The organism is Erythrobacter sp. BLCC-B19 (assembly GCF_028621955.1).
GTDB lineage: Bacteria > Pseudomonadota > Alphaproteobacteria > Sphingomonadales > Sphingomonadaceae > Erythrobacter.
This window is the reverse complement of sequence record NZ_CP117516.1, coordinates 494,927-520,272: the sequence shown is the minus strand read 5'-3', so window position 1 is coordinate 520,272 and position 25,346 is coordinate 494,927. Positions and strand designations below refer to the sequence as shown.

26 protein-coding genes and 1 tRNA gene are annotated in these 25,346 nt (G+C 66.3%); 12 read left to right on the top strand and 15 right to left on the bottom strand.

Annotation, left to right across the window (positions count from 1 at the left end):
• Positions 1–316 precede the first annotated feature (316 nt).
• The 3 genes from PS060_RS02250 to PS060_RS02240 are packed head-to-tail and all read right to left on the bottom strand — an operon-like array spanning position 317 to position 3,230.
• Entirely contained in the window at positions 317–1,714 is a 1,398-nt protein-coding gene (locus PS060_RS02250; RefSeq protein WP_273985158.1) for a tetratricopeptide repeat protein, read from the bottom strand.
• Between the two features lie 28 nt (positions 1,715–1,742).
• Complete coding sequence (locus tag PS060_RS02245; protein ID WP_273985157.1) at positions 1,743–2,486, bottom strand: hypothetical protein; 744 nt, start codon at positions 2,484–2,486, stop codon at positions 1,743–1,745.
• 21 nt (positions 2,487–2,507) lie between these two features.
• Positions 2,508–3,230, bottom strand: a complete 723-nt coding sequence (locus PS060_RS02240) for a ParA family protein (RefSeq protein ID WP_273985156.1) — start codon at positions 3,228–3,230, stop codon at positions 2,508–2,510.
• Between the two features lie 219 nt (positions 3,231–3,449).
• On the opposite strand from PS060_RS02240, the gene PS060_RS02235 reads away from it, so the two are divergent.
• The 4 genes from PS060_RS02235 to bfr all read left to right on the top strand — a co-directional run bounded on the left by PS060_RS02235 (position 3,450) and on the right by bfr (position 7,068).
• Positions 3,450–4,541 (top strand): SPOR domain-containing protein, encoded by a 1,092-nt coding sequence (locus PS060_RS02235; RefSeq protein WP_337960229.1) that lies wholly within the window; start codon positions 3,450–3,452, stop codon positions 4,539–4,541.
• 85 nt (positions 4,542–4,626) lie between these two features.
• Positions 4,627–5,925 (top strand): DUF418 domain-containing protein, encoded by a 1,299-nt coding sequence (locus tag PS060_RS02230; RefSeq protein WP_273985154.1) that lies wholly within the window; start codon positions 4,627–4,629, stop codon positions 5,923–5,925.
• Between the two features lie 321 nt (positions 5,926–6,246).
• Positions 6,247–6,447, top strand: a complete 201-nt coding sequence (locus PS060_RS02225) for a (2Fe-2S)-binding protein (RefSeq protein ID WP_073977216.1) — start codon at positions 6,247–6,249, stop codon at positions 6,445–6,447.
• 138 nt (positions 6,448–6,585) lie between these two features.
• Positions 6,586–7,068: a bacterioferritin gene (gene bfr / locus PS060_RS02220; RefSeq protein WP_273985153.1), complete on the top strand. Its 483-nt coding sequence runs from the start codon at positions 6,586–6,588 to the stop codon at positions 7,066–7,068.
• A gap of 196 nt (positions 7,069–7,264) precedes the next feature.
• Here the strand turns inward: bfr and PS060_RS02215 are convergent, their stop codons facing one another.
• From PS060_RS02215 to PS060_RS02205, 3 genes are read right to left on the bottom strand one after another with little or no spacing between them, the layout of a single operon-like run.
• Complete coding sequence (locus PS060_RS02215) at positions 7,265–7,753, bottom strand: DUF2721 domain-containing protein (RefSeq protein WP_273985152.1); 489 nt, start codon at positions 7,751–7,753, stop codon at positions 7,265–7,267.
• A gap of 5 nt (positions 7,754–7,758) precedes the next feature.
• Entirely contained in the window at positions 7,759–9,171 is a 1,413-nt protein-coding gene (gene der / locus PS060_RS02210; RefSeq protein ID WP_273985151.1) for a ribosome biogenesis GTPase Der, read from the bottom strand.
• A 52-nt stretch (positions 9,172–9,223) separates the two neighbouring features.
• Entirely contained in the window at positions 9,224–9,532 is a 309-nt protein-coding gene (locus PS060_RS02205; protein ID WP_273985150.1) for a DUF3297 family protein, read from the bottom strand.
• Between the two features lie 131 nt (positions 9,533–9,663).
• Between PS060_RS02205 and PS060_RS02200 the strand changes: the two genes are divergently transcribed.
• Positions 9,664–9,748: transfer RNA gene (locus tag PS060_RS02200), tRNA-Leu, on the top strand.
• Positions 9,749–9,812: 64 nt separating this feature from the next.
• Positions 9,813–11,363, top strand: a complete 1,551-nt coding sequence (tig, locus tag PS060_RS02195) for a trigger factor (RefSeq protein ID WP_273985148.1) — start codon at positions 9,813–9,815, stop codon at positions 11,361–11,363.
• Between the two features lie 108 nt (positions 11,364–11,471).
• Here tig and PS060_RS02190 read toward each other — a convergent pair whose 3' ends face one another.
• Entirely contained in the window at positions 11,472–13,010 is a 1,539-nt protein-coding gene (locus PS060_RS02190; RefSeq protein WP_273985147.1) for an amidase, read from the bottom strand.
• A 154-nt stretch (positions 13,011–13,164) separates the two neighbouring features.
• Between PS060_RS02190 and clpP the strand changes: the two genes are divergently transcribed.
• The 3 genes from clpP (at position 13,165) to PS060_RS02175 (ending at position 15,722) form a co-directional block, all read left to right on the top strand.
• Entirely contained in the window at positions 13,165–13,869 is a 705-nt protein-coding gene (gene clpP / locus PS060_RS02185) for an ATP-dependent Clp endopeptidase proteolytic subunit ClpP (RefSeq protein ID WP_273985145.1), read from the top strand.
• Between the two features lie 197 nt (positions 13,870–14,066).
• Positions 14,067–15,335: an ATP-dependent Clp protease ATP-binding subunit ClpX gene (gene clpX, locus PS060_RS02180; protein WP_273985143.1), complete on the top strand. Its 1,269-nt coding sequence runs from the start codon at positions 14,067–14,069 to the stop codon at positions 15,333–15,335.
• A 57-nt stretch (positions 15,336–15,392) separates the two neighbouring features.
• Complete coding sequence (locus PS060_RS02175; protein WP_273985142.1) at positions 15,393–15,722, top strand: low molecular weight protein tyrosine phosphatase family protein; 330 nt, start codon at positions 15,393–15,395, stop codon at positions 15,720–15,722.
• Positions 15,723–15,845: 123 nt separating this feature from the next.
• Here the strand turns inward: PS060_RS02175 and PS060_RS02170 are convergent, their stop codons facing one another.
• The 6 genes from PS060_RS02170 to mtgA form a co-directional block, all read right to left on the bottom strand.
• The gene (locus PS060_RS02170; protein ID WP_273985140.1) at positions 15,846–16,403 is read right to left on the bottom strand and encodes a fasciclin domain-containing protein; all 558 of its coding nucleotides are present in this window, start codon (positions 16,401–16,403) and stop codon (positions 15,846–15,848) included.
• 155 nt (positions 16,404–16,558) lie between these two features.
• Entirely contained in the window at positions 16,559–17,338 is a 780-nt protein-coding gene (locus PS060_RS02165) for an anti-sigma factor (RefSeq protein WP_273985139.1), read from the bottom strand.
• The gene (locus PS060_RS02160) at positions 17,335–17,922 is read right to left on the bottom strand and encodes a sigma-70 family RNA polymerase sigma factor (RefSeq protein WP_273985138.1); all 588 of its coding nucleotides are present in this window, start codon (positions 17,920–17,922) and stop codon (positions 17,335–17,337) included. Before PS060_RS02160 ends, PS060_RS02165 begins: the two co-directional genes overlap by 4 nt.
• Positions 17,922–18,881 (bottom strand): cation diffusion facilitator family transporter, encoded by a 960-nt coding sequence (locus tag PS060_RS02155; protein ID WP_273985137.1) that lies wholly within the window; start codon positions 18,879–18,881, stop codon positions 17,922–17,924. Before PS060_RS02155 ends, PS060_RS02160 begins: the two co-directional genes overlap by 1 nt.
• Positions 18,882–18,935: 54 nt before the next feature.
• Entirely contained in the window at positions 18,936–19,712 is a 777-nt protein-coding gene (locus PS060_RS02150) for a hypothetical protein (protein ID WP_273985135.1), read from the bottom strand.
• A 77-nt stretch (positions 19,713–19,789) separates the two neighbouring features.
• On the bottom strand, positions 19,790–20,461 hold the full coding sequence (gene mtgA / locus PS060_RS02145) for a monofunctional biosynthetic peptidoglycan transglycosylase (RefSeq protein ID WP_273985133.1): 672 nt from the start codon (positions 20,459–20,461) through the stop codon (positions 19,790–19,792).
• Positions 20,462–20,564: 103 nt separating this feature from the next.
• On the opposite strand from mtgA, the gene PS060_RS02140 reads away from it, so the two are divergent.
• Positions 20,565–21,902, top strand: a complete 1,338-nt coding sequence (locus PS060_RS02140; RefSeq protein ID WP_273985132.1) for an amidohydrolase — start codon at positions 20,565–20,567, stop codon at positions 21,900–21,902.
• A gap of 385 nt (positions 21,903–22,287) precedes the next feature.
• On the opposite strand, the gene rpoH is transcribed toward PS060_RS02140, so the two are convergent.
• Positions 22,288–23,169 carry an RNA polymerase sigma factor RpoH gene (gene rpoH, locus PS060_RS02135; RefSeq protein ID WP_273986824.1) on the bottom strand — a complete coding sequence of 294 codons (882 nt, stop codon included), beginning with the start codon at positions 23,167–23,169 and terminating at the stop codon, positions 22,288–22,290.
• Between the two features lie 140 nt (positions 23,170–23,309).
• On the bottom strand, positions 23,310–24,263 hold the full coding sequence (locus PS060_RS02130; protein ID WP_273985130.1) for an RluA family pseudouridine synthase: 954 nt from the start codon (positions 24,261–24,263) through the stop codon (positions 23,310–23,312).
• Positions 24,264–24,291: 28 nt separating this feature from the next.
• Here PS060_RS02130 and PS060_RS02125 point away from each other — a divergent pair, with 28 nt between their 5' ends.
• Both PS060_RS02125 and PS060_RS02120 read left to right on the top strand, forming a co-directional pair.
• Positions 24,292–24,675: a M67 family metallopeptidase gene (locus tag PS060_RS02125; RefSeq protein ID WP_337960228.1), complete on the top strand. Its 384-nt coding sequence runs from the start codon at positions 24,292–24,294 to the stop codon at positions 24,673–24,675.
• Positions 24,676–24,685: 10 nt separating this feature from the next.
• Positions 24,686–25,339 carry a histidine phosphotransferase family protein gene (locus PS060_RS02120; RefSeq protein WP_273985127.1) on the top strand — a complete coding sequence of 218 codons (654 nt, stop codon included), beginning with the start codon at positions 24,686–24,688 and terminating at the stop codon, positions 25,337–25,339.
• The last annotated feature ends 7 nt before the right edge of the window (positions 25,340–25,346 follow it).

Sequence of the window (25,346 nt, the reverse complement as noted above, 5' to 3'; positions counted from 1 at the left end):
CCTGCGCCTGCGCAAAACCCGCCAAGACCTGCGCAAGCCGCGTCAAGACGCGTCTAAAAACTGTCGTTTGAAAACAAGGTGAAGCGCGATTTTCCCCGGATTTGCGGGGGTTTTTGCCCTCGCGGTAATGCTTCACGCCAGCATCGGGTGGAGGCTGGTGCCAGACCTGTTCCGGCACCCTAAGGTGCCTTGCTGGCTGTAGGAAAGCCCCTGCGCGCCCGGAGCACAAAAGGAAGCTCCCGGACAGCGACAGGCGCCATCCGGGAGCAAGGCTCGCTCATATCTGTGGGGCGGGCGTCGCAGCCCGCAAGACAGCTCAGCGGCTGCGCGTGGCGACCTGCACGTCGCGCTTCACCGCGCCAGCCGGCGGGGTGGAGGCGGCATAGGCAAAGCAGCCGCGACCCGACGACTTGACCGTGCTGCACATCGACTGCGCGCTCTTGGGGCCAAAGCCATCAGCGGCCACGCGCCAGAAGGTGCGCCCGTTCACCACCGCCTGGGTGATGACCGGCTTGTGATCCTTGAGCTGCGGGAACTTCGCCTTGAGCACATTCCAGCCGCGCTCGGCTTCGACCTTGCTGTCATAGGAGCCGAGCTGCACGAGATGGGTGGCAGCGCCCTTGTCGCTGGCGACAGCCGCCTTGACCGGCGCCTTGGGCTTGGGGGCCGCGGCCACATCCGCCGAGGCGACCATGCGGCGCTGGCTGGGGGCGGCAGCGACACGCACCGGAGCGCGGCCCGGGGTGGTCGGCAGTTCCTGCACCACCGGGTTCGAGACATAGCGGATCGCGCCAGAGGCCATCGCCGGCTCGACGGTTTCGACCGACGGCTCGGGGCTGGCAAAGGCCTGCGCAAAGGTGGTCACGGGCGCGGTGGTCGGGGCGAGCACCGGGGCCGGGGCAGGCTCGGCAGCGGCCAGCGCAACCGGCGCTTCGTCCGCCGCAGCGTCAGCCACCATCACATCGGCAGCGGGGAAATTGGCGAGCGCGAGCTGCGCGGGCTGGCCGTTGTCGGCGCGCGGGGTGACATCGAGCAGGCTGGCGATGCGCTGCTGGAACAGCTCGGGCGCGGCCATCGCGGCCCAGCCCGACAGGCGGGCGTCGAGCTGATCGGCGGGCACATCTTCTGCCGCCATCACCCGCGCCGCGCGCCAGTTGCCCGCGAGCGCATAGGTATAGGCAAGGTTCTGGCGCAGCTTGGGGCTGACCACATCGGCGCTGCGCACGGCATTGACCAGCACGTGCACGCCGCGTTCCGGCTGTCCGGCCAGCGCCACGGCGAGGCCGAAATCGGCAGCGTCGATATTCTGCGAATTGGCATCGAGCACATCGAGCGCCGCGCGCTGATCGCCCAGCGCGATCTTGGCGAGCGCGAAGCTCAGCACGGTGCGCGGGTTGGTGTCGCCAAGGTCAAGCGCATCGCCGAAGCTGGTGGCGGCCGATTCGAACCGTCCGGCCTCGAGATAGGCAGCGCCCAGCAGAGCGCGGTAGGCCGAATTGCGCGGATCGCCTGCGACGGCGGCCTCGGCATGGGCAATCGCCTTGGCGACCTGACCCTTGGCGAGCGCGGTCTGCGCGCTGGCGAAGGACTGGTCGGGGCGCGGCGGCGCGGCCTCGGCGCTGATGCTGGCCAGCGCCAGCCCGGCAATGGCGGTGGTCACGGCAAGCGTGAGGCGCGGCGCGAAACGGCTGCCGGTCTTGAAGCTGCGGTCCATGGTCATTTCCCCCGTAAAATCTGGCGGTTCAGTGGCGTTTCAGATGGTTGGCGATGATGTCGAGGTCGTCATATTCGGCCAGCAGCCGATCAAGCGCCTCGGTGACGAGCGCCTGCGCGCTCACGCCTTGCATGGTGGCGGCAAGGCGCAGTTTCAGATGGCGGTCGGCATCGAGCCGGAGCGTGAAGGCCGCACGCCGTCCGCCCTGCACGGCCGGCACACGGGCCGCACGCGGGGCGGGTGCCGGAGCCGGCACCGGCGCCGGAGCCGGAGCGGCGGGCTGACGCGCGGCGAGCGGCGAATAGATGGCGCTGTCGGCGTAATCGCCCGCGTCCTCTTCTTCAGCTTCGTCTTCGCCCTCATTCTCGTCGGCAAAGTCGTCTTCGGTGTAGGCGCCATCGTCGTAGAACGCGGCGGCTTCGAAGTCCTCGTCCTCGTCATAGTCCGGCTCGAGGTCGTCCGGGCCGGTCATGGCGGCATCGGCGAGCACGCGCTCTTCGAGACGGCGCTGCTGGCGGCGCACCACCGGGCTCGGGCCGGGGACAAAGCCATCGGCGGTGACATCGGCGTTGATCGGCACGATGTCGGCCCCGAGGCTACCCTCGGCAGCACCATCGCCCATATCGTTCCAGCCGAGATCTTCGAGCGCCTCTTCCGGCACGGCCGCCTGGTCGGTCACCAGCGGCGCAACCTGCGGGCGCATCGCGGGCTTCGCGCCGCCCTTGCGAGCGAGCAGCGAGGGGCCGAGGGAGGCAAAGCCGGGATCGGACATGGCGCGTCTCGCCTCTATCGCTTACTGCGCCACCCGGCGGCCGAAGCCACCAGCGGGACGCGGCACGCCGCCCATCTGCTGGCCGACGCCATTGGGGGCAGCGGCGAACACGGTGCGGCGGAAGTTCTTTTCAAGCCGGTCGGCAATATAGCGCCACAGCGCGGCGATCTCGGCAGCCGAGCGGCTTTCGGGATCGACTTCCATCACGGTGCGGCCGTCGATCATCGAGGCGGCGAAATCGGTGCGGTGGTGGAGCGTGATCGGGGCGACGGTGCCGTGCTGCGACAGGGCAACGGCGGCTTCCGAGGTGATCTTGGCCTTGGGGGTGGCCGCATTGACGACGAACACCAGCGGCTTGCCCGCCCGCTCGCACAGGTCAACCGTGGCGCCCACGGCGCGCAGATCGTGCGGGGAGGGGCGAGTCGGCACGACGATCAGCTCGGCGACCGAGATCACCGACTGGATCGCCATGGTGATGGCGGGCGGGGTGTCGATCACCGCGAGCTTGAAGCCCTGCTGGCGCAGGACGGCAAGGTCGTTGGCAAGGCGCGCCACGGTGGTCTGGGCAAAGGCAGGATATTCCGCCTCGCGCTCGTTCCACCAGTCGGCGAGGGAGCCTTGCGGGTCGATGTCGATCAGCACGACCGGCCCGGCGCCTGCGCGCTGGGCCTGGACGGCGAGATGTCCGGACAGGGTGGTCTTGCCCGATCCACCTTTCTGCGATGCCAAAGCGAGTACACGCAACGCCTGGGTCCCCCATGGATTAGACCGTCGGAGGGTGGCCCTATTGCGACCCCTGACAACGGCTGGATGACCACGGGATCGCAGGATACCCCTAATTTAGAGTTAACGGAGCGCAGCTTGATGCAGGACGGTATCGGTCCCTTGTCAGATACTTGGGCGACACCGCGCTGCGACTGAGCGGGGCGCAACCATTTGCTAACCGTGTTTGGACTAAGACCCGTGCCTCTCTCCCCCACGCGCGACGAGGCACAGGCGATGGCACGGTTGATGGTGACGAAGATGAAGCACGGCATGGCAGCTGCGGCGGCGCTTGCGCTGCTGGCGGCACCCGCTGCGGCGGACGTCAAGGCCGGGGTCGATGCCTGGGGCGCGGGCGATTATGCGCGCGCCGTGGTCGAATGGCAGGGGCCGGCGGCTGCGGGCGATCCCGACGCGCTGTTCAACCTTGCGCAGGCCTATCGTCTGGGGCGCGGGGTCGAGATCGACAATATCCGCGCGCGCAAGCTCTATGAACAGGCGGCCAGCCTCGGCCATGTGAAGGCCGCCGACAATTACGGGCTGATGCTGTTTCAGGAAGGCGAGCAGGTGCGCGCCATGCCGATGATCCGCGCGGCGGCCGACCGCGGCGATCCGCGCGCGCAATATGTGCTGGGCCTGTCGCACTTCAACGCCGATTATGCCGAGCGCGACTGGACGCGCGCCTATGCGCTGATGACGCTCGCGAGCGGATCGGGCCTGCCGCAGGCGCGCGATGCGCTGGTGCAGATGGACAAGTATGTGCCCCAGGCGCAGCGCGTGCAGGCGCAATCACTGGCGCGCCAGATCGAGGCCGCGGCGACGGCGCAGCGCTCCAGCGAGGTCGCTGCCGCTGAACTGGGCACCGGCACGCCGACGCAGCCCGCCCCGACGCCTGCGGTCATCACTGCGCCGGTGGCCAAGCCGTCCCCCAAACCACCGGTCGTTGCCGCCGCCGCGCCGCCCGCTGCCAAGCCCGGCCTTCCGCCTGCGCCCAAGCCCGTGACCCCGGCCGCGACGCTCGCCGCCGCCCCGGCTCCCGCTCCCGCGCTCGCACCCGCCAAGGGCAAGTGGCGCGTTCAGCTCGGCGCGTTTGGCGTGGCCGCCAATGCCGACAAGCTGTGGAACCAGATCAGCGGCCATGCCGCGCTTTCGGGCACGCGCAAGACGCTGGTGCCCAACGGCACGCTCACCCGCCTGCTCGCCTCCGGCTTTGCCAGCGAGGCCGACGCGGCGCGCGCCTGCGCCACGCTGAAGCGCGAGGGCAAGGCCTGCGTGGTCGCCGGGCAGGGCTGATCCGCCCGGGGTTGGCCGACAGCCCTTCCCAAGCCGCCGCGAATCGCTAATCTTGCGAGCCATCACACGGCTCGGGGGATCAGCCATGCAGGATACGCTTTCGCCGCAAGCTGCCGAGGATGTGTTCGGCGACCCCTCACCTGCCGCTGTCGCCCCGGTCGCTGCCGCGAACCGGATCGCGACGCTCGATTTCATCCGCGGCATTGCGGTGATGGGGATTCTGGCGGCGAACATCGTCGCCTTCGGCCAGCCTTTCGAAGCCTATATGTATCCGCCCGCCTTCCTGACCGATCCCGGCGATCCAGGCGGGTGGCAATGGATCGCGCAATTCGTGCTGGTCGACGGCAAGATGCGCGGGCTGTTCACCCTGCTGTTCGGGGCAGGGATGTATCTCTTCATGGAGAAGGCCTGGGCGCGCGGGAGCACGCGCAAGCTGCAGGCGTGGCGGCTCGTGATCCTGGCCGTGTTCGGGATGATCCACTTCCTGTTCATCTGGCCGGGCGACATCCTGTTCTACTACGCGCTGTTCGGGCTTGTCGTGCTGGCCTGCCTGCCGTGGCAGACGAGAACCCAGCTGGGTGTGGGGCTGGCCGGCTACATGGTCGGCGTGGTGTTCTATGCCGGCGCGATGAGTTTTCCCTGGGCGGTGGTCGATACTCCTTTCGGCAGCACGCCCGATAAGCAGCCAATGCGCGCCGACATGATCGCCGGGATCGATGAGGCGCTGGCCCATGGCGCGGTGCCCAATGCGACCATCGCCTCGGGCGATTATGGCGCCTTGGTGATGCACCGCCTGACCGAGCAGTGGAGCGAGCCGTTCTCCAACCTCCTGTTCTTCGGGTTCGAGACGATCCCGCTGATGCTGATCGGGATTGCGCTCTACCGCATGGGGTTCTTCTCGGGCGGGTTCGATCGGGACAAGATGATCCGCTGGGGCTGGATCGGGCTGATCGCGGGGGGGCTTGGCCACCTTGCCATCGGGCTGGTGGTCAAGGCGGGCGGCTTCACCTTCTACGGGACGCTTGCCGCCTTCATGGGCTGGAGCCCGCTGCCGCGGCTGTGGATGGTGCTGGGGCTGGCCGCGCTGCTGGTCGCCTATTCGCCCGGCGCAACCGGCTGGCTGGCCGAACGGGTGCGCGCGGCGGGAAGGGCGGCTTTCACCAATTACCTCGGCACCTCGGTGGTGATGATGTTCGTCTTCCACGGCTGGGCGCTGGGCCTGTTCGGCCAGCTGAACCGTCCGGGCTTGTATGTGGTGACAGTGCTGGCGTGGATACTGATGCTGGCGTGGAGCAAGCCCTGGCTCGACCGCTACCGCTATGGCCCGCTGGAGTGGCTGTGGCGGTGCCTGACCTATCGAACGGTGTTCCCGCTGAAGAAGTAGGGGAAAGAGAGGTTTTTGTTGTCCGCAGCGCCTCCGCGCTGCGAAATCCTCGCGCCTTCGGCGCTGCGGGCGGCCGGTCGGCCTTGCGGCGAGGCTTCGCCCGCCGATCATCGCCACAAGCAATCCAAGCCGCTTGGCGCTGGATCGGTCGCGCAGCGACCGCAAGCGCGACCGCGCGCCCGCAGCGATGCGGCCTTCAGGCCGCGTGAGCGAGGATTTCGCACGCCGGAGGGCGTGCGGACACAAAATCCCCCTTGTTATTGCGAATAACTCGCATACATTCGCTCCTGCAAACGCTTCGCAGGAAAGATTCGCGGCTCCATGTACATCTGCATCTGCAATGCCATCCGTGAGAATGATTTGCGCAAGGCTGCGCTGACCTGCGACGGGGATGCAGAAGCGACCTATGCCTGCCTCGGCAAGCGCCCCAATTGCGGCCAGTGCCTTGAAGAGGCGCAGGAAATCATCGACGCGGAGCGCGCGGCGGCGCGCTGCGACTTCCTCGCAGTAGAGGCGGCCTGACCCGCTCTTGCGAACGGATCGCAAGCGACTGATTCGCAAAGATTTTTCTCGCCCGACCCTTGCGAACAGCCCTCGGCACCGTCTAGAATGGCGGCAATGCCGGCCACCCGGCTTTGATATTTCGCAAAGGACTTTCCCATGAAGGGCGACCCCAAGGTCATCGACTATCTCAACCAGTGCCTCACCAACGAGCTGACGGCGATCAACCAGTACTGGCTGCATTACCGCGTGCTCGACAATTGGGGCATGAAGAAGCTGGCGGCCTATGAACGCCACGAATCGATCGAGGAAATGGAGCACGCCGACAAGCTGGCCGAACGCATCCTGTTTTTGGAAGCGCTGCCCAACTTCCAGGCAATCCACAAACTGAAGGTCGGCGAGACGGTCGAGGAAATCCTCAAGGCCGATCTCGCATTGGAACACGAGGCGATTCCGCTGCTCAAGGATGCGGCCGAATATGCCCGCAGCGTCAAGGATCACACCTCGGCCGGGCTGTTCGAGGAAATCCTTAAGAACGAGGAAGAGCACGTCGATTTCCTCGAAACCCAGTTCGAGATGATCGAGCGCATGGGTCTGCACAATTACTGCCAGCTGCAAAGCCAGGCTGCCGGCGAAAGCTGAGCGCCAGGGCTAGGGGCTGGCCGCAGGGCTGCACAAAAAGGGGGCAGGGCGTTCTTGTGTGCTGCACGCCATCCGGCGTGCAGTCCTCGACGCTGTTCCTCACCCCGGGTCAAGCCCGGGGTCCGGGCGTCTGCGGGCGGGCAGTCGCCCTTGCGGCCCGTCCTTTGGCGGGCCGTTCGACCGAGCCTGGTAGCGGTTACTCCTTGGTCGCCTGCGCCCCCAGCGCCGCCAGCCTTGTCTCGAACAGGAAGAAGCCGAGGCCTGTCACCAGCAGCACCATCGTCAGCACCCACATCGCGGCGATCAGCGTGCCGATCTGCGATGTGATATAGGCCGAGATGAACAGCAGCATGATCACCGCGCTGATCATCACGGCGGCTGCGGTCGAGAACATGATAGCGCCCTGCATCAGCCGCCGCCGCCGCATCAGCCAGCCATATTCGCGCGCCTGTTTGGCGGTGCGCGCGTCTTCCATCTTTTCCTCGATGTTCTCGATCCGCTGCGAGATCCAGATCATCCGGCTCATGATGACATTCATGATCGCCCCGATCCCGCTGAGCAGGAAGGCGGGGGCGAGCGAGAGTTGCACAACCTGCTGCACGCGCGGGGTCGAGGCGGTGCGCTCGATGATCTCGAGCGCCAGCGGCGTGCGGGTGGCGGCATCGGCGAGGTAGTCGAGCAGCATCGGGGCTACTCCTTGGCGTAGGGGTTCTTGTTGGCCTTGAGCGTCACGCGCACCGGCACCGCATCAAAGCCCAGCTTGGCGCGGATGCCGTTGACGAGGTAGCGCTCGTAGCTCTTGGGGAGCAGGTCGAGCCGGGTGCCGAAGATCACGAAGCGTGGGGGGCGGGTGCCGGCCTGGGTGATGTAGCGCAGCTTGATCCGCTTGCCGCCGGGAGCGGGGGGCGGGTTGGCTTCCATCGCATCGTCGAACCAGCGGTTGAGGGCCGAGGTGCTGACGCGCTTCGACCATGCCTCGCGCAGCTCGAAGGCACCGGCGAGCATCTGGTCGAGCCCCTTGCCGGTCTTGGCGCTGACGGCAAACAGCGGCAGGCCGCGCACCTGCGCCAGCCCGTCATCGAGCGCCGCGCGGATGCCGTTGAAGAGCTTGCTCGCGTCCTCGGCCACGTCCCACTTGTTGATCGCGATCATCAGCGCGCGGCCTTCTTCGAGGACGAGGCTGGCGATCTTGAGGTCTTGGTGCTCCAGCCCCTGCGTCGCATCGAGCAGCAGCACCACCACCTCGGCAAAATCCACCGCCCTGCGCGCGTCGGCGACCGAGAGCTTTTCGAGCTTCTCGGTGACGTTCTTCTTCTTGCGCATCCCTGCGGTGTCGATCAGGCGGATTTCGCGGGTCTCGCCGCTCTTGGGGTCGGTCCATTCCCAGTCGATCGCAATCGAATCGCGGGTGATCCCGGCCTCGGGGCCGGTCAGCAGCCGGTCTTCGCCGAGCAGGCGGTTGATGAGCGTGGACTTGCCCGCATTGGGCCGCCCGACGATGGCGAGCTTCAGCGGGCCGGAGGGGCGGTCTTCCTCCTCCATCGCGCGCAATTCGGCGCGGTGGGCCTCGTCAGCCTCTTCCCATTCCTCGGCCTTGGCGCCGATGATCGGCCACAGCCCGCCGAACAGATCGGCGACGCCCTCGCCGTGCTCGGCCGAAACGCCGAGCGGTTCGCCAAGGCCCAGTGCATAGGCTTCCATGATGCCCGCTTCGGCGGCGTTGCCCTCGGCCTTGTTGGCAACGACGACCACCGGCACTTCCTGCTCGCGCAGGTAGCGGGCGATTTCCTCGTCGAGCGGGGTCAGCCCTGCGCGCGCATCGACCACGAACAGCGCCGCATCGGCACCGGCCAGCGAAGCTTCGGTCTGCTTGCGCATCCGGCCGGGGAGCGAGAGTTCGTCCTCGTCCTCCCACCCGGCGGTGTCGACCACGGTGAAATGCAGCCCCGCGATCACCGCGTCGCCCATCCGGCGGTCGCGCGTCACCCCAGGCTGATCGTCCACGAGGGCGAGTTTCTTGCCCACCAGCCGGTTGAACAGCGTGGACTTGCCCACGTTGGGGCGGCCGATGATGACGACTTCAGGCTTCTTGGGGAGGGACATAACCCGGCCCAAGTGGGCGCAAACGGCCCAAATGGCAACCCGCGCGGGGGTTTCAGCCCTTTTTGGCGACCGGCGGGTTCTCGCCGAGGTCTTCGTACCATGCCTCGACCGGGCCGGTCAGCTTGATCGTCAGCGGCTGGCCCTTGCGATCCACCGCCTTGCCCGCCTGCACCCGCACCCAGCCTTCGGAGATCGAATATTCCTCGATATCGGTGCGCACCCGGTCCTTGAAACGGATGCCGACCCCGCGCTGGAGCTTTTCGGCATCGAAGAAGGGGCTGCGCGGATTGACCGACAGGTGATCGGGCGGAACGTCTGCGCCAGCAGTGGTCGGGGCGGTGTCGGGGGTTTCTTCGGTCATGGTGCGCGCCCTTATCCGCCAATCCGCAAGGCTTCAAGCGTGTTGCGCTTGCCCTTTTGGCTGAGGGGGGATAAGGGCACCGGCTGATACGCGCGGGGGGCCATGCTTCCCGCGCGGCTTCGTTCGGGCAAGCGGGCGTGGCGAAATTGGTAGACGCACCAGATTTAGGTTCTGGCATCGCAAGATGTGGGGGTTCGAGTCCCTTCGCCCGCACCAACTTCGTCCCGGCGCGCGCTCGCGCTCACGGATTTCTCATCTAGAAGGCTTCAGACCAGTTCCCATGCAGACCAAGCAGACTGTCAACGAAGGGCTCAAGCGCGCCTACCTGATCACGATCCCGGCCGCCGAGCTTTCGGCGAAGATCGATGCCGAGATCAAGAAGGTCGCTCCGCAGGTGCGGATGCCCGGCTTCCGTCCCGGCAAGGTGCCCGCCAACCTCGTCAAGAAGATGCACGGCGAAGCCCTGCACGGTCAGGTGGTGAACGACACCATCCGCGAATCGGTCGACACGCTGCTGCGCAACGAAGCGCTGCGCCCCGCGATGCAGCCTGAGATCGGCCTCAACGAGGATTACGAGCAGGGCAAGGACGCGGCGATCACCGTCAGCCTCGAAGTGCTGCCGACCATCGAAGCGCCGAGCATCGAAGGTCTGAAGCTTGAGCGTCTGGTCGTGCCCGTCACCGACGCGCAGATCGACGAAGCGCTGGCCAACATCGCAGGCCAGAACAAGAGCTACAAGGACGCGCCCAAGACCAAGAAGGCGGCGGACGGCGACCAGCTGATCATCGACTTCGTCGGCAAGCTCGACGGCGTCGAATTCGACGGCGGCAAGGCTGAAGACGCGGCGCTGGTGCTGGGTTCGAACACCTTCATCCCCGGCTTCGAATCCAGCCTGGTGGGCGTGAAGACCGGTCAGGAAAAGACCATCACCGTCACCTTCCCTGAAGAGTATCAGGCCGCGCACCTCGCGGGCAAGGAAGCGACCTTCGATGTCACCGTGAAGGCGGTGAAGGTCGAAACCGAAACCACCATCGACGAGGATTTCGCCAAGAGCCTCGGCCTCGACAGCCTCGACAAGCTGCGCGAGATCATGAAGGCGCAGCTCGAACAGCAGACCGCTGGCCTCACCCGCACCCAGATGAAGCGCCAGCTGCTCGATCAGCTCGCCGCAGGGCACAGCTTCGAAGTCCCCGGCACCATGGTCGAGGCGGAATTCCAGCAGATCTGGGCCCAGCTCCAGCAGGAAGCCGCGCGCGACGAAAACCCGGCTGACGCGCTGAAGCAGATCGAGGACGAGAAGGACGAGTACAAGTCCATCGCCGAACGCCGCGTGCGTCTGGGCCTGCTGCTTTCGGAAATCGGCCAGGCCAATGGCGTGGAAGTGACCCAGCAGGAAATGTCGATGCTGATCCAGCAGGCCGCGATGCAATATCGCACCGAGGATCGTGAGCGTTTCGTGCAGTACATCCAGTCCGACCCGATGGCCGCCGCCCAGCTGCGCGCGCCGCTCTATGAGGACAAGGTCGTCGACTTCCTGTTCGACAAGGCCGAAGTCACCGAGCGCGAAGTGACTGTGGAAGAACTCCAGGCCGCGATCGAAGCCGAAGAGGGCGCGGAAGCGGCTCCGGCGCCGAAGAAGGCTGCGGCCAAGAAGGCTCCCGCCAAGAAGAAGGCCGAGGCCAAGGCTGACGAGGCTCCGGCGGCCGAGGAAAAGCCCGCGGCGAAGAAGGCTCCCGCCAAGAAGGCTGCTCCCAAGAAGGAAGCGGCTGCGGCTGAAGAAAAGCCCGCTGCCAAGAAGGCTCCGGCCAAGAAGGCGGCTGCCAAGAAGTAAGGCTTCGGCCTGCTGACACCGACAGGCGCAAAGCCTGCTTTATGACCCCCGGCCGCGCAAGTGGCCGGGGGTTGTTCGTTTGGGGAAGGGGGAGGCGCTAGGCCGGGGTCACTCCCCTGCCGGTCGCCACGGGCGGAAGGTCGGCGCGGGCAGTTTGGCGCTGCGTGCCTTTTCATAGGCCGCGCCCGCTTTCAGCACGGCATGATCCTGCCACTGCCCGCCCATGATGCTGAGACCGACCGGCAGCCGCTCGACCGCCCCCATCGGCACGGTCAGATGCGGATAGCCCGCAATCGCCGCGAGATAGCCCGCCCCGATTCGTCCGGCGAAGTTGTCGCCATTGACCAGATCGGTGCTCCACGCCGGGCCGGCGGTCGGCGCGATCAGGAAGGTGACGTCATTGTCCTTGAGCAGCTTGTCGATCCCTTCCGCCCGCGACAGGCGGCGCAGGGTCGCAAGGTTCTTCGCATAAGCCTCGGCATCGTCGGTATCGAGCGCTTGCAGGAACAGCTCCTGCCCGAACCAGCGCAGTTCCTCGCGCTCGTTGGCGATGTTGAAGCTGACCACATCGGCGAGGCTGCGCGGCCCATCGCTGCCGGGGCGACCCGCGAGGTATTTGTCCAACTCCGCCCGCAGTTCATAGAGCAGCACCGGGAGCGAGGCCTGCCACAGCTCGCCGGGGGGCGAATATTCGACATCGACCAGCACCGCGCCCGCCTTGGTCAGATCGGCGAGCGCATCCTCGAACAGCGCGCTCACATCGGGGCGGCTGCCCACCGCGCCGCGCAGCACGCCGATCCGCACGCCGTCGAGCGAGGCGGTGTCGAGCCCGGCGGTGTAGTCCTTGACCCGCTTGGCCTGCAAAGTGACCGGATCGGCCTTGTCCTCGCCCGCGATGGCGGTCAGCAGCAGGGCAGCGTCGTAGACGGTGCGTGCCATCGGCCCGGCCGTGTCCTGGGTGCTCGAGATCGGCACCACATGGGTGCGGCTGACGATCCCGACGCTGGGCTTGAAGCCGACGATGCCGTTGATGCTGGCGGGGCAGGTGATCGATCCGTTGGTCTCGGTTCCGATGGCCGCCCAGGCGAACCCCGCCGCCACCGCCGCACCGCTGCCGCTCGAGGAACCGCAGGTGTTGCGATCAATCGCGTGGGGGTTGCGCGACAGGCCGCCCACCGCGCTCCACCCGCTGGTGGAGCTGTCGGAACGGATGTTGGCCCATTCGGAAAGATTGGTCTTGCCCAGCACCACCCCGCCATTGGCGCGCATCAGCGCGATCAGCGGCGCATCGCGGCCCGTGGCATTGTCCTTCAGCGCGAGGGAGCCTGCGGTGGTGGGCCATTCGGCCGTCTCGACATTGTCCTTCACCAGCACGGTGCGCCCGCGCAGCACGCCCGTGCCGAGCAGCTGGCGCGCCTTGACAGGGGCGGTGGGATCATAGTCGATCACGGCATTGATGCGCGGGCCATTATCATCGAGCGCCTGAATGCGCAGGATATATTCGTCCGCCGCCAGCAGCTCGTTCATGGCCGCGCGGGTTTCGGCCGTGGCTTCGGCGGGCGGGGCGGCGCTTTGCGCGAATCCGGGAATGGCGGTGCTGGCAAGCAGCAGGGCGAGGGCCGCGCGGGCGCTGTGGTGAGACGTCATGGCGCTGGTTTGCGCCCGCCAGCGTCGCGGCTCAAGGGGCAAAACGCACCACCTGCGGCTAAGGCAATTCACAGACACAAGGTAAACGCCCTTGAAATTGCCCCGCGCCTGACGACATAGCCATTCCGACACCTACGAAGGACACCGCAATCCCATGATCGATCTGTTCGGCAACGCTGGCGAAACTTTTGGCACGCAGGGGCAATTCACCCGCGATCCCGTGACCGGCGCGCTGGTGCCCACCGTGGTCGAGCAGTCGAGCCGGGGCGAACGCGCTTTCGACATCTTCAGCCGCCTGCTGCGCGAACGCATCGTGTTCGTCACCGGGCAGGTCGAAGACACGATGGCCAGCCTGATCGTTGCCCAGCTGTTGTTCCTCGAAAGCGAGAACCCCTCGAAGCCGATCTCGATGTATATCAACTCGCCCGGCGGGGTGGTGACGGCCGGTCTCGCGATCTTCGACACCATGCAATATATCAAGCCGCGCGTGTCGACCGTGTGCATCGGGCAGGCTGCCTCGATGGGCAGCTTCCTGCTGGCCGCGGGCGAGCCGGGAATGCGCATCGCGCTCCCCAATGCGCGAATCATGATCCACCAGCCTTCGGGCGGGGCGCGCGGGATGGCATCGGACATCGAGATCCAGGCGCGCGAGATCCTGCGCATCCGCGCCCGCATGAACGATCTCTACGTCAAGTTCACCGGCCGCAGCCTTGAGGAAATCGAAAAGGCGATGGACCGCGACACCTTCCTCGAAGCCGAGGAAGCCAAGGCCTTCGGTCTGGTCGACAAGGTGTTCGAGAGCCGGCCCGATACCGAAGAGGGCGGGGCTGACCTCGGCTCGGGCGGCGCGCCTGAGTAAGGCTTGCGCCTCGATCTGCGCCGGGGCGGGACAGGCGGGCCTTGGGCCTGACTTTTCCGCCACTACCGGTCGCCTCGCACCATGGTAACACCACGAAATCGCCCGCCATGTGTTGATTCATCTGGCGTGAGCGATACATTTGACGAATCCGCCCACAGCGCGTCCATGCTTTGTCATGCGGATTCGAGGACACAGGAATGACCAAATTGAGCGGATCCGACAGCAAGAGCACTCTCTACTGCAGCTTCTGCGGGAAGTCGCAGCACGAAGTGCGCAAGCTCATCGCTGGCCCCACGGTGTTCATCTGCGATGAATGTGTCGAGCTGTGCAACGACATCATCCGCGAGGAAACCAAGGCCGGGATCGCCGGCAAGAAGGACGGCGAAATCCCCACGCCGCTGGACATCTTCACCCAGCTCAATGACTACGTGATCGGGCAGGACCGCGCCAAGCGCGTGCTCTCGGTCGCGGTGCACAACCACTACAAGCGGCTGAAGCACTCCGGCAAGGCGGGCGACGTCGAACTGGCGAAGTCGAACATCCTGCTGGTCGGCCCGACGGGTTCGGGCAAGACGCTGCTGGCGCAGACGCTGGCGCGCACCTTCGACGTGCCCTTCACCATGGCCGACGCGACCACGCTGACCGAGGCGGGTTACGTGGGCGAGGATGTCGAGAACATCATCCTCAAGCTGCTTCAGGCCTCCGACTACAATGTCGAAAAGGCCCAGCACGGGATCGTCTATATCGACGAGATCGACAAGATCACCCGCAAGGCCGAAAACCCCTCGATCACCCGCGACGTTTCGGGCGAAGGCGTGCAGCAGGCGCTCTTGAAGCTGATGGAAGGCACCACCGCCTCCGTGCCGCCGCAGGGCGGGCGCAAGCATCCGCAGCAGGAATTCCTGCAGGTCGACACGACCAACATCCTGTTCATCTGCGGCGGCGCCTTTGCGGGTCTCGACAAGATCATCGCCGACCGCTTGCAGAAGCGTTCGATCGGCTTCGGCGCGCACGTGGCTGACCCTGACAAGCGCCGGGTGGGCGAGCTGCTCGAAAAGTCCGAGCCGGAGGATCTCCTCAAGTTCGGCCTGATCCCCGAATTCGTCGGTCGCCTGCCGGTGATCGCCACGCTGCACGACCTCGATGTGCCCGCGCTGGTGACGATCCTCAAGGAGCCCAAGAACGCGCTGGTGAAGCAGTACCGCAAGCTGTTCGAGCTTGAGGATGTGGAGCTGACCTTCACCGACGATGCGCTCCAGGCGATTGCCGAGCGTGCGATCAAGCGCAAGACCGGCGCACGCGGGCTTCGTTCGATCGTCGAAGGCCTGCTGCTCGACACGATGTTCGACCTGCCCGACATGGAAGGCGTCACCGAAATCGTGATCGACGCCGATGTGGTCGCGGGCAAGAAGGAACCGATCCGCGTCCACGGCGGCGAAGCGGCTAAAAAGGAAGAAGCGGCGTAAGCGCCGCGCCCCGCTCCGCCCGATCCCGGTGCCAAGGGCCGGGGTTGGGAGGACAGGATGCGTCACTACCTTTTCGTCTGTAGCCAGAACAAGCTGCGCAGCCCGACTGCCGAGCACATCTTCGCCGATGTGCCCGGCATTGCGACGCAATCTGCGGGCACCAACAATGATGCCGAAAATCCGCTGACCGACGAGCTGGTCGAATGGGCCGACTTCATCTTCGTGATGGAGCGCCAGCACCGCAACAAGCTCCAGAAAAAGCACCGCGCTGCCTTGAAGGACAAGCGCGTGGTAGTGCTCGACATCCCCGACGAATACGAGTTCATGGATCCGGCGCTGGTGCGGCTGCTGCGCATAAAGATGCTGCGCTGGCTCCCGGCGCAATAGCTCCCCGGCAAAGCGACAAAACCCCGCCCGGCCCAAGGGGAAGGGCCGGACGGGGTCGGGAGAAGCGCTGCCCCTCGGGTTGGAGGGGATGGGGGAAGAGAGGCAGCGCCAGCCGGGAAAGGCTTAGGCGGGCAGGAACACGCCGTCGGTCACGTGAACCACGCCATTCGAGGTCATGACGTCGGCCTGCGTCACGGCGGTCGCGCCGCCCTTGGCATCGGTGATCACGATCTTGTCGCCCGAAAGGCGCGCGGTCAGCTTTTCGCCCGCGATCGTGGTGATCGTGGCGGTGCCGTTGTGCTTCTTGATCAGCGCGACGAGATCGGCGCTGGTCACCTTGCCCGAAACCGCGTGGTAGGTGAGGATCTTGGTCAGCGTGGCCTTGTTTTCAGGCTTCACCAGCGTGGCGACGGTGCCCGCGGGGAGCTTGGCGAAGGCGGTGTCAGTCGGGGCGAAGACGGTGAAGGGGCCGGGGCTCGACAGGGTGTCGACGAGGCCAGCGGCCTTCACGGCGGCGACCAGCGTGTTGTGGACGCCGGTGCTGACAGCGACGTCGACGATGGTCGGGGCGGCCTTGCCGTGATCGCCATGCTGGTGCGCGACGGCGGGGAGCGCGGCAAAGCCGGTGGCAGTGGCCAGAGCGGCGGCGACGGCGGCGGTCAGGGTGTTCTTGAGGGTCACAGTGGGGATCTCCGTTTCAGGATTGTCACGTCTGCAAGCCCCTCCCGCTTGCATGAGAGGTTACGCAGGCCCGGTGCTGCGGGATGCGAAAAAAATGCTATTGCGGATGAATTGCTGGTTTTGCGCGACGAACCGAAACCGGCCCGCAGGCCCGATCAGACGCGGGTAAAGGCGCCCTTGGCGACCACGGGGCCGGCGTCCTTGCCCTCGGGCTTGCCGCCAATCGGCTCACGGGTCAGCACGAGGCTCGCCCCGTCGCCCAGCTTGGCGGTGACCGCCTGCGGCAGTTCCATGCTGCGCACTTCGCCGGGCTTGACCACGCCCAGCGATTGCAGCGGGGTGCCATCGGCGGGGACGAGCCACAACTCGTGATCGTGGACGCCATCGGGCGTGAGGCCGATCGCGCCGACCACCATGCGTTTGCTTTCGGGGATATAGGTGACGTCGAGGCGCAGCCCGCTATCCCCCACCGGCACCGTGGCGACCATCGGCGCGGCGGCGGCGACCTGGATGGGAGCAGCAGGGGTTTGTTCGATCCGCATTGGCACGATCGCCAGAAATGCCAGCGCCACGGCCGCCGCCATCGAGGAAATCCCCGCCACCCACTGCCAGCGCCGCACCTTCGCCTGAAGTTCGACCACATTCGCGGCAGGCGCGGAAGGCTCTGTCGAAACAGCCGCCTGCGCCGCCGAGACGCGCGCGGCGATGCCGTCCCATACATGATCGCCCGGCTCAGCGCCGGGGATCGCGTCGGAGAGCGGGGCGAACCAGTCGTCCCACCATTCCTTGCGCCAGGCGAAAGCGGGATCGGTCGCATACTTGCCGCGCGCGGCGAGCAGTTCCTCGCCTTCGAGCAGGCCCAGCGCCCATTCGGCGGCGATCATCGGATCGTCGCGGGTCACGCCATCCTCGGGGGTCTGTTCGGGGCCGCTCATGCCGCCTCGCTCGCTTCGAGACAGGCGCGCAGGCGTTGCAGCCCGCGGCGGATCCAGCTCTTCATCGTGCCGAGCGGAACATCCGCCGCCTCGGCGAGCTGGGCATAGGTCTTGCCCTCGAAGAAGGCCGCGCGGATGTGGCCCTGCGTGCGCGCGTCGAGGCCGCCCAGGCACTTGTGGATCTGCGCGGTCTGTTCGGCATCGATCAGCAGCGCATCGGCCAGCGGGCTTTCATCGGGGAGGGGAGCCGCTTCCTCCACCGGCACCGCCCCGCCGCGCACCTTGCCCGTGCGCAGCCGGTCAATCGCGCGGTTGCGCGCGAACGCCGCCAGCCACGCGATCGGGCTCGCGCGGGTCGGGTCATAGCGGTCGGCCCGCTGCCAGAGATTGACATAGACGTCCTGCAAGGCGTCCTCGGCTTCCTTTCGGTCACCCAAGATACGCAAGGTAATCCCGAACAGTTTCACCCGCGTGGCGAGATAGATTTCCTCAAGCGCCGTCTGATCGCCCGCCGCCAGCCGCGCCATGGCATCGCGCAGCGCCTCGCGCGCATCGTCGGAGGAGGGGCGGGGGCGGGCGGCCATCAGCAGCACCCCTGAAGGCTCTGGGCGCAGGGGTTCTCCCCGCTTTCCACCTGAAGGGTCGCATGGCTCACCCCGAAACGGGCCTCGAGGCTGGCGGCGATCTCGCGCAGCAGGCTGTCGGGCGCGGGGCGTCCGGGCATCACGAGATGCGCGGTCAGGGCGACTTCAGTGGTCGACATCGGCCAGACGTGGAGATCGTGGACGGCAGCGACCCCGTCAAAGCTGCCAAGGTGGCGCTTCACTTCGCCAAGGTCGATCGCAGCAGGGGCCGCAAGCAGCCCCATCGCCACGGAATCGCGCGCAAGGCCCCAGGTGCTTGCACCAATCACGCCGAGGATCACAAGGCTCACCAGCGGGTCGATCCACGCAAGGCCGGTCAGCACGATCGCCAGCCCCGCCACGACCACGCCCAGCGAGACCAGCGCATCGGCGACCATGTGGAGATAGGCGCCGCGGATATTGATGTCGGAGTGCCCCCGCGCAAACAGCATGGCCGTCAACGCGTTGATCGCGATCCCGATCCCGGCAACCGCCATCATCGCCCCGCCCTGCGGCTCGGCGGGCTGCATCATGCGCTGCACGGTCTCGAACAGGATCGCCCCGATCGCGACTGCCAGCAGCAGCGCATTGGCGAGGGCTGCAAGGATGGTCGAGCTCTTGTAGCCATAGGTGAAGCGCCCGGAGGCCGGGCGTTTGGCCGCCACCGCCGCGATCCACGCCAGCGCCAGCGCCAGCACGTCCGACAGATTGTGCCCTGCGTCCGCGATCAGCGCCATCGATCCGTAGATCACCCCCGCTGCCGCCTCGACCAGCACGAAACCGAGGTTGAGCGCTATGCCGACGGCAAAGGCGCGGCCGAAATCGGCCGGCGCGTGGTGGTGCCCGCCATGATGGTGACCATGGCCATGCGCATGGACGTGCCCGTGATCATGGTGGTTATGGGCGTGCGCGTGAGCCATTGTCGGGGCTTGTAGCCGCAAGCATCGGCTACGTCACGCGCGACGATGCGCGTGTCAGTTGCACCCGTATCCGCTGCCGCCATTGAAATTGATGTAATAGCCGCTGCGGAAGTTCATCAGCGCGTTGGCATAATCTGCCGGACACCCGCGCGCGTTGAGCTGGCTCCCGGCGCTGTCGATGGCGCTGCAGCCGTTCTGGATGTCATACTGCCCCGGCGCCGATCCGAACGCCCCGGCGCGGATCCAGACCTGGATTTCGCCCTGGGCCTGCTTGAAACTGCGCGTCGCCTTCTCGACCCCTGCATCGACAATCGCGCTGCATTCGCCATCGAGCCGCTCCGCCTCGGCGCGCTGGCGCTCGCGCTCTTCCTGTTCGTAGGCGAGCCGCCCGCGCTCGGCCGCCGCGCGGTCTTCGGCGCGGGTGGCGGTGAAGGTGGCGAAGGGCCCCTGGCCGATGATGTCGGGCCGCAACAGGGCAAAGCGGGACGCGCCCGCATCGCTGCGCAGAGCGTCATCGCAGGCATCGGCCAGCGCCTTGATCTCGTCACGCGACAGGTTGTGGAACATCAGATAGACCCGGTCGGTGAAGACCTCGATCGCCTCGAATTCGATCCCCTCGCCAAAGGCGTAGTAGCTGGCAAGGTAATGCGCCTTGACGTCGCCCGTGTTGAGATCCTGCATCAACCCGGCCGCGCCCTGGCACATCCGCAATTCATGCTCGGTGAACCGCTCGAAATGCCGCGCCCCGCCGCCGCTGTCCTGCGCGGTCGCCGCGCCGACCGATGCTGCCACGGCCGTTGCCGCCAGCAGCGTGGTGATCCCTCGTTTCATGTCTGCCCCCGTTCGCGCGCCCCGGGAAGTCGCGTAAATCCCCCGCGCACCAAGAGCAACGCCCTGTTCGGGAGGGGTCAGTTGTAGACGCAGGCGTCCAGTCCATCGCGCCGGACAATGCCGATGCGCCGCTCGATCCGGTTGCCGTGGCGCGCGAGCCAGCCGCCCGGGCCTTTGACCGCGCGCTTCTTGGGGCTGGGGAGGGCGGCGGCCATGCGGCTTGCCTCGTCCCGGCTCATCCGTGCGGCGGAGTGGCCGAAATAGCGCTGCGACCCAGCCTCCGCGCCATAGGTGCCGATCCCGGTTTCGGCCACGTTCAGATAGACTTCCATGATCCGCCGCTTGCCCCACACGGTCTCGATCCAGAAGGTGAACCAGGCTTCCAGCCCCTTGCGAAAATAGCCCCCGCCCTGCCACAGGAACACGTTCTTGGCGGTCTGCTGGCTGATGCTGGAGCCGCCGCGAATCTTGCCGCCTTCCATGTTGGCGCGCATCGCCTGCTCGATCGCCTCGGTGTCGAAACCCGAATGCTGGCAGAAGCGCTGGTCTTCCGATGCGATCACCGCCGAGACGAGATTGCGGTCGATATTGTCGAGGCTCTCCCAGTCCTTGGTGATGCCGTTGCCGTCGAGCAGCATGGTTGCGGTGACGGGGACGGGGAGCCATTTGAAGGCGAACACCAGCACCAGTGTCAGCCCGAAAAACGCGGCAAATCCCTTGGCGAGATAGCGGAGGATGGTGAAGACCATGGCACGGCTCTAGCGCAGCAAATCCTTGGCGTGAAGCATCGGCGCTTGCGGGGCAGGGCCATGCGCGGTTAGCGTGGTGTCATACTATCAGGGGAGACCACAAATGCGCCTGTTCCACCTCGCCGCCAGCGCCATCGCGCTTGTCGCCGCTGCCCAGCCTGCCCTGGCCGAAGACCCGGCGACCAAGGCCGCGATCGAGGCCGAATATGACAATTACCTCGCCCCGCTGTTCCTCGATTTCCACCAGAACCCGGAACTTTCCTACCTCGAAAACCGCACCGCCGCGAAAATGGCGACCGAGCTGCGCGCGGCGGGCCTGACCGTCACCGAAGGCGTGGGCGGCACCGGGGTGGTCGGCATCCTCAAGAACGGCGATGGCCCGCTGATCCTGCTGCGCGCCGACATGGACGGGCTGCCGGTCGAGGAGAAGACCGGCCTCGCCTATGCCTCCAAGGCGGTGCAGACCGGGCAGGACGGCAAGGAATATCCGGTGATGCACGCCTGCGGGCATGATGTGCACATCACCGCGATGGTCGCCACCGCGCGGCGGCTGGCGGCGATGAAGGGCCAGTGGAAGGGCACGCTGATGTTCATCGTCCAGCCCGCCGAGGAACGCGTCGGCGGGGCCAAGGCGATGATGGCGGACGGGCTTTATGAACGCTTCGGCAAGCCCGACTATGCGCTCGCCTTTCACGTTGCGGCTGATCTTGAGACGGGCAAGGTCTCGGCCTCGGAAGGGATCCAGTATTCCAGCTCGGATTCGATCGACATCATCGTGCCCGGCGTCGGCACCCACGGGGCGGCGCCGCATCTCGGCAAGGACCCGGTCTACATCGCCTCGCAGATCGTGACTGCGCTGCAATCCATTGATTCGCGGGAGATTTCACCGCTGAAGCCGGTGGTGGTGACCGTCGGCAGCTTCCACGCCGGCTCCAAGCACAATATCATCTCTGACGAGGCCAAGCTGCAAGTCACGGTGCGCGCCAATGACGAGGAAACCCGCGCGCAGGTGATCGCTGCGATCGAGCGGATTGCGGTCAATATCGGCAAGGCCAACGGGTTGCCCGACAATCGCCCGGTGGTGGTCAAGGTGCTCGAAGGCACCCCCGTCACCAATAACGACCCCGCGCTCGCCCGGCGGCTCAACGCGGTGATGGCGCGCGAATTGGGCGGCGATGCTTTCGTGCCCTTCGTCCAGCAGAACATGGGCGCGGAGGACTTCACCTATTTCGTCACCGAAGGGCTGGGCGTGCCGGGCTATTACTTCGCGGTCGGCGGCACCACGCCGGAGCGGATGGCAGCGGCCAAGGCCGGCGGGCCGCCGATTGCCGGGCACCACTCCCCGCTGTTCCAGATCGCCCCGCGCGAAAGCGTCATCACCGGCACCCGCGCGATGGTGGCAGCCGTGCTCGATCTGGCGGGGACGAAGAAGAAGCGCTGAGCCATGTTCGGTCAATGTTCCACGTGAAACATTGACAGTCCCGCGATGTGAAAAAAGGGGCGCTGCGAACCATCGCAGCGCCCCTTTTTGTTGGATTTGTGTTGGAAGCGGCTGGGCGGGATGGCGCGACGACCTAGCCCTAGCCCTGACTTTTAGCGTCTATTTTGCAATAGCTTAGGTGATGCCTGCACAATCGGCCACGGCCCTGCAACCGGCTTGGGGCGAAAGGGCGTGATGCGCCGCGTCCAACAGCGGCCAACCCGCGTCACCACCATGCGCAGCGCGCCACGCACGGTCACAAGCTGCGCAAAACCGGTCAAGCGCCGTTACCCCGGCGCTTGACCCGTTCCCAATATTGCGTGAGCCGGAGCGCTTACGCGATCCGTCAGGCGATCCCCGGCAGCAGCCGTTCGCCCGCGATCCGCTGCATTGCCTTTTGCAGCTTTTCGAAAGCGCGCACCTCGATCTGGCGGATGCGTTCGCGGCTGACGTCGTATTCCTGGCTGAGTTCTTCCAGCGTCTGGGGCTTGTCGGTCAACCGGCGTTCGGTGAGGATGTGACGCTCACGCTCGTTGAGGCTGTTCATCGCCTCGCCGAGCATTTCCATGCGCAGCTGCGATTCCTCCGCCTCGGCGACGGTTTCGTCCTGCAGCGGACGGTCATCCGTCAGCCAGTCCTGCCATTCGCCCGAGCCTTCCTCGCCCCCGCGCATCGGGGTGTTGAGCGAGCCGTCGCCGCCCATCATCATCCGGCGGTTCATGTTGACCACTTCCTGCTCGGGCACGCCGAGGTCGGTCGCGATCTTGGTCACATCGTCGGGGTGAAGATCGGTGTCTTCATAGGCATCGAGGTTCTTCTTCATCCGGCGCAGGTTGAAGAACAGCTTCTTCTGCGCGGCGGTGGTGCCCATCTTCACGAGGCTCCACGAACGCAGGATATACTCCTGGATCGAGGCCTTGATCCACCACATCGCGTAGGTCGCGAGGCGGAAGCCGCGATCGGGTTCGAACTTCTTGACGCCCTGCATCAGGCCCACGTTGCCTTCCGAAATGAGGTCGGCGACGGGCAGGCCATAGCCGCGGTACCCCATCGCGATCTTCGCGACGAGCCGCAGGTGGCTGGAGACGAGCTGGGCGGCGGCCTCAGGGTCTTCGTGTTCCTGATAGCGCTTGGCGAGCATATATTCCTGCTCGGCGGTCAGCACCGGGAACTTGCGGATTTCGGCGAGATAGCGGTTGAGGCTCTGCTCACCGCTCAACGCCGGCATCGACGAGGCTTTTGACTTGGTCACTGGATTACCTAACCTTTCTAGCGTCGACCGCTTGGCGAAGACCCCTGATGGGCATCCGTCGCGCTTGGGCCACGGGTTACGGATATACGCGAAAATCGCTCAGATGTATGCGCGTTTCATCGATCAGAACATCTCAGTTGGTCGATCAGTTCCATCATGTCAGATGGGAGATCGCTCCGAAATTGCACGGTTTCCCCGGTGATGGGGTGCTGGAAGCCCAGCTCGGCCGCATGGAGCGCCTGCCGCGAAAAGCCGAGTCGTTCGAGCAGGGGGCGCAGGGATTTGGGTGTGCGGCCATAGGCAGGGTCTCCCAATAAAGGATGGCCGATTGACGCACAGTGAACGCGCACCTGGTGGGTGCGACCGGTTTCCAGCCGGCACTCGATCACGGCGGCATCGTCCAGCCGTTCGAGGGTCTTGTAATGGGTGATCGCCGTTTTGCCGCGCGAGGAATTGTTGGGCAGCACCGTCATTTTCTTTCGGTCCGCGTCCGACCGGCCGACGCGCGCGTCGATGGTGCCCTCGGGCGGGCTGGGGTGTCCGGCGGTGACCGCGATGTAGCGGCGGTGGACGGTGTGCGCGGCGAACTGCACCGCCAGCCCCTCATGCGCGGCATCGGACTTGGCGACGACGAGCAGGCCCGAGGTGTCCTTGTCGATCCGGTGGACGATCCCGGGCCGCGCGACCCCGTTGATACCCGACAGGTTGCCCCGGCAGTGGTGCAGCAGGGCGTTGACCAGCGTGCCGGTGATGTTGCCCACCGCCGGGTGGACGACCATGCCCGCAGGCTTGTCGACCACGATCAGATGCGCGTCCTCGTAGGCGATGGTGAGCGCGATGTCCTCTGGCTGGGCTGCGGCGGGCATGGCGGCGGCCAGGATGATGCGGAACGCGGTACCGCCCGCAACCTTCATCGAGGCGGAGGTGGCAGTCTTGCCCGCGACATCGACGCGGCCCTCGTCGATCAGATTCTGAACACGCGCGCGCGACAGGCCGGTGGCTTCGGCCAGCGCCTTGTCGAGACGGGCGGGGGCTTCGATGGTGCCGGTGATGATTTCGCTGTCGGCCATGCTATGGCCATGCGGGATGGAACTCGCTGTGACAAGCCAAGCGCTCGCCGCCATGCGCGCCCATGCCGCCGCTGCCCATCCGCAGGAGGCGTGCGGCATCCTGCTGGGGGAGGGCGAGCGGATAACCGAGGCGCGCGCCGCCCGCAATGTCCACCCCGCGCCCCGCACCCATTTCGAGATCGACCCGCAAGCATTGATCGACGCGCACCGCGCCGCGCGGGGTGGGGGCGTGCAGGTTATCGGCTATTACCACTCGCATCCCCGCGGCCCGGCAGAACCCTCCGCCACCGACCGCGCCTGCGCCGCCGGAGACGGCAAGGTCTGGGCCATCATCAGTCAGGACGACACAAGGTTCTGGCAGGACGGCAAACAAGGGTTTGTCGCACTTCCCTTATGCCGGATCGATGGTTAGAGCAGCGAGCATGATTTCCCAGACCGATCTCGCCGCGATGCTGTGCTCGCGCCTGTGCCATGATATGCTCTCGCCGGTCGGCGCGCTCGCCAACGGGCTGGAGCTGCTGGCCGACGAACAAGACCCGCAGATGCGCGCGCGCTGCATGGAGCTGCTCGAACAGTCCGCCCGCATCAGCACCGACAAGCTGAAGTTCTTCCGCCTCGCCTTCGGGGCCGCGGGCGGTTTTGGCGAGGCGATCCCGGTCGACGAGGCGCGCAGCGTGATCGACGCGCTGGCGGGCGATGCCAAGCGGGTCGAGGTCAATTGGGCGATTGCCGAACCGAGCCTGCCCAAGCCCGCGGTCAAGGTGCTGCTCAACCTTGCGCAGATCGCGCTGGACGCGCTGGTGCGCGGCGGGACGCTCGACATCGGGGCGGAACGGCGTGACGGGGCGGTGGAGATTGTCGCGCGCGCCCGCGGTGACCGGATCGCCTTCGACGAGACCATCGGCCGCGCGCTGCAGGGCGATCTCGACGAGGCCGAGATCACCAGCCGCACGGCTGCTGCCCACATGATCGCGGTGCTCGCCGAGGAGATGGAGGGCGGGCTCCAGTACAAGCTGGGTGACGGGGCGCTGGTCTTGGGCGCGGTGCTGCCCGAGCCCGAAGGCATGATCGGCTAGGGCCGCG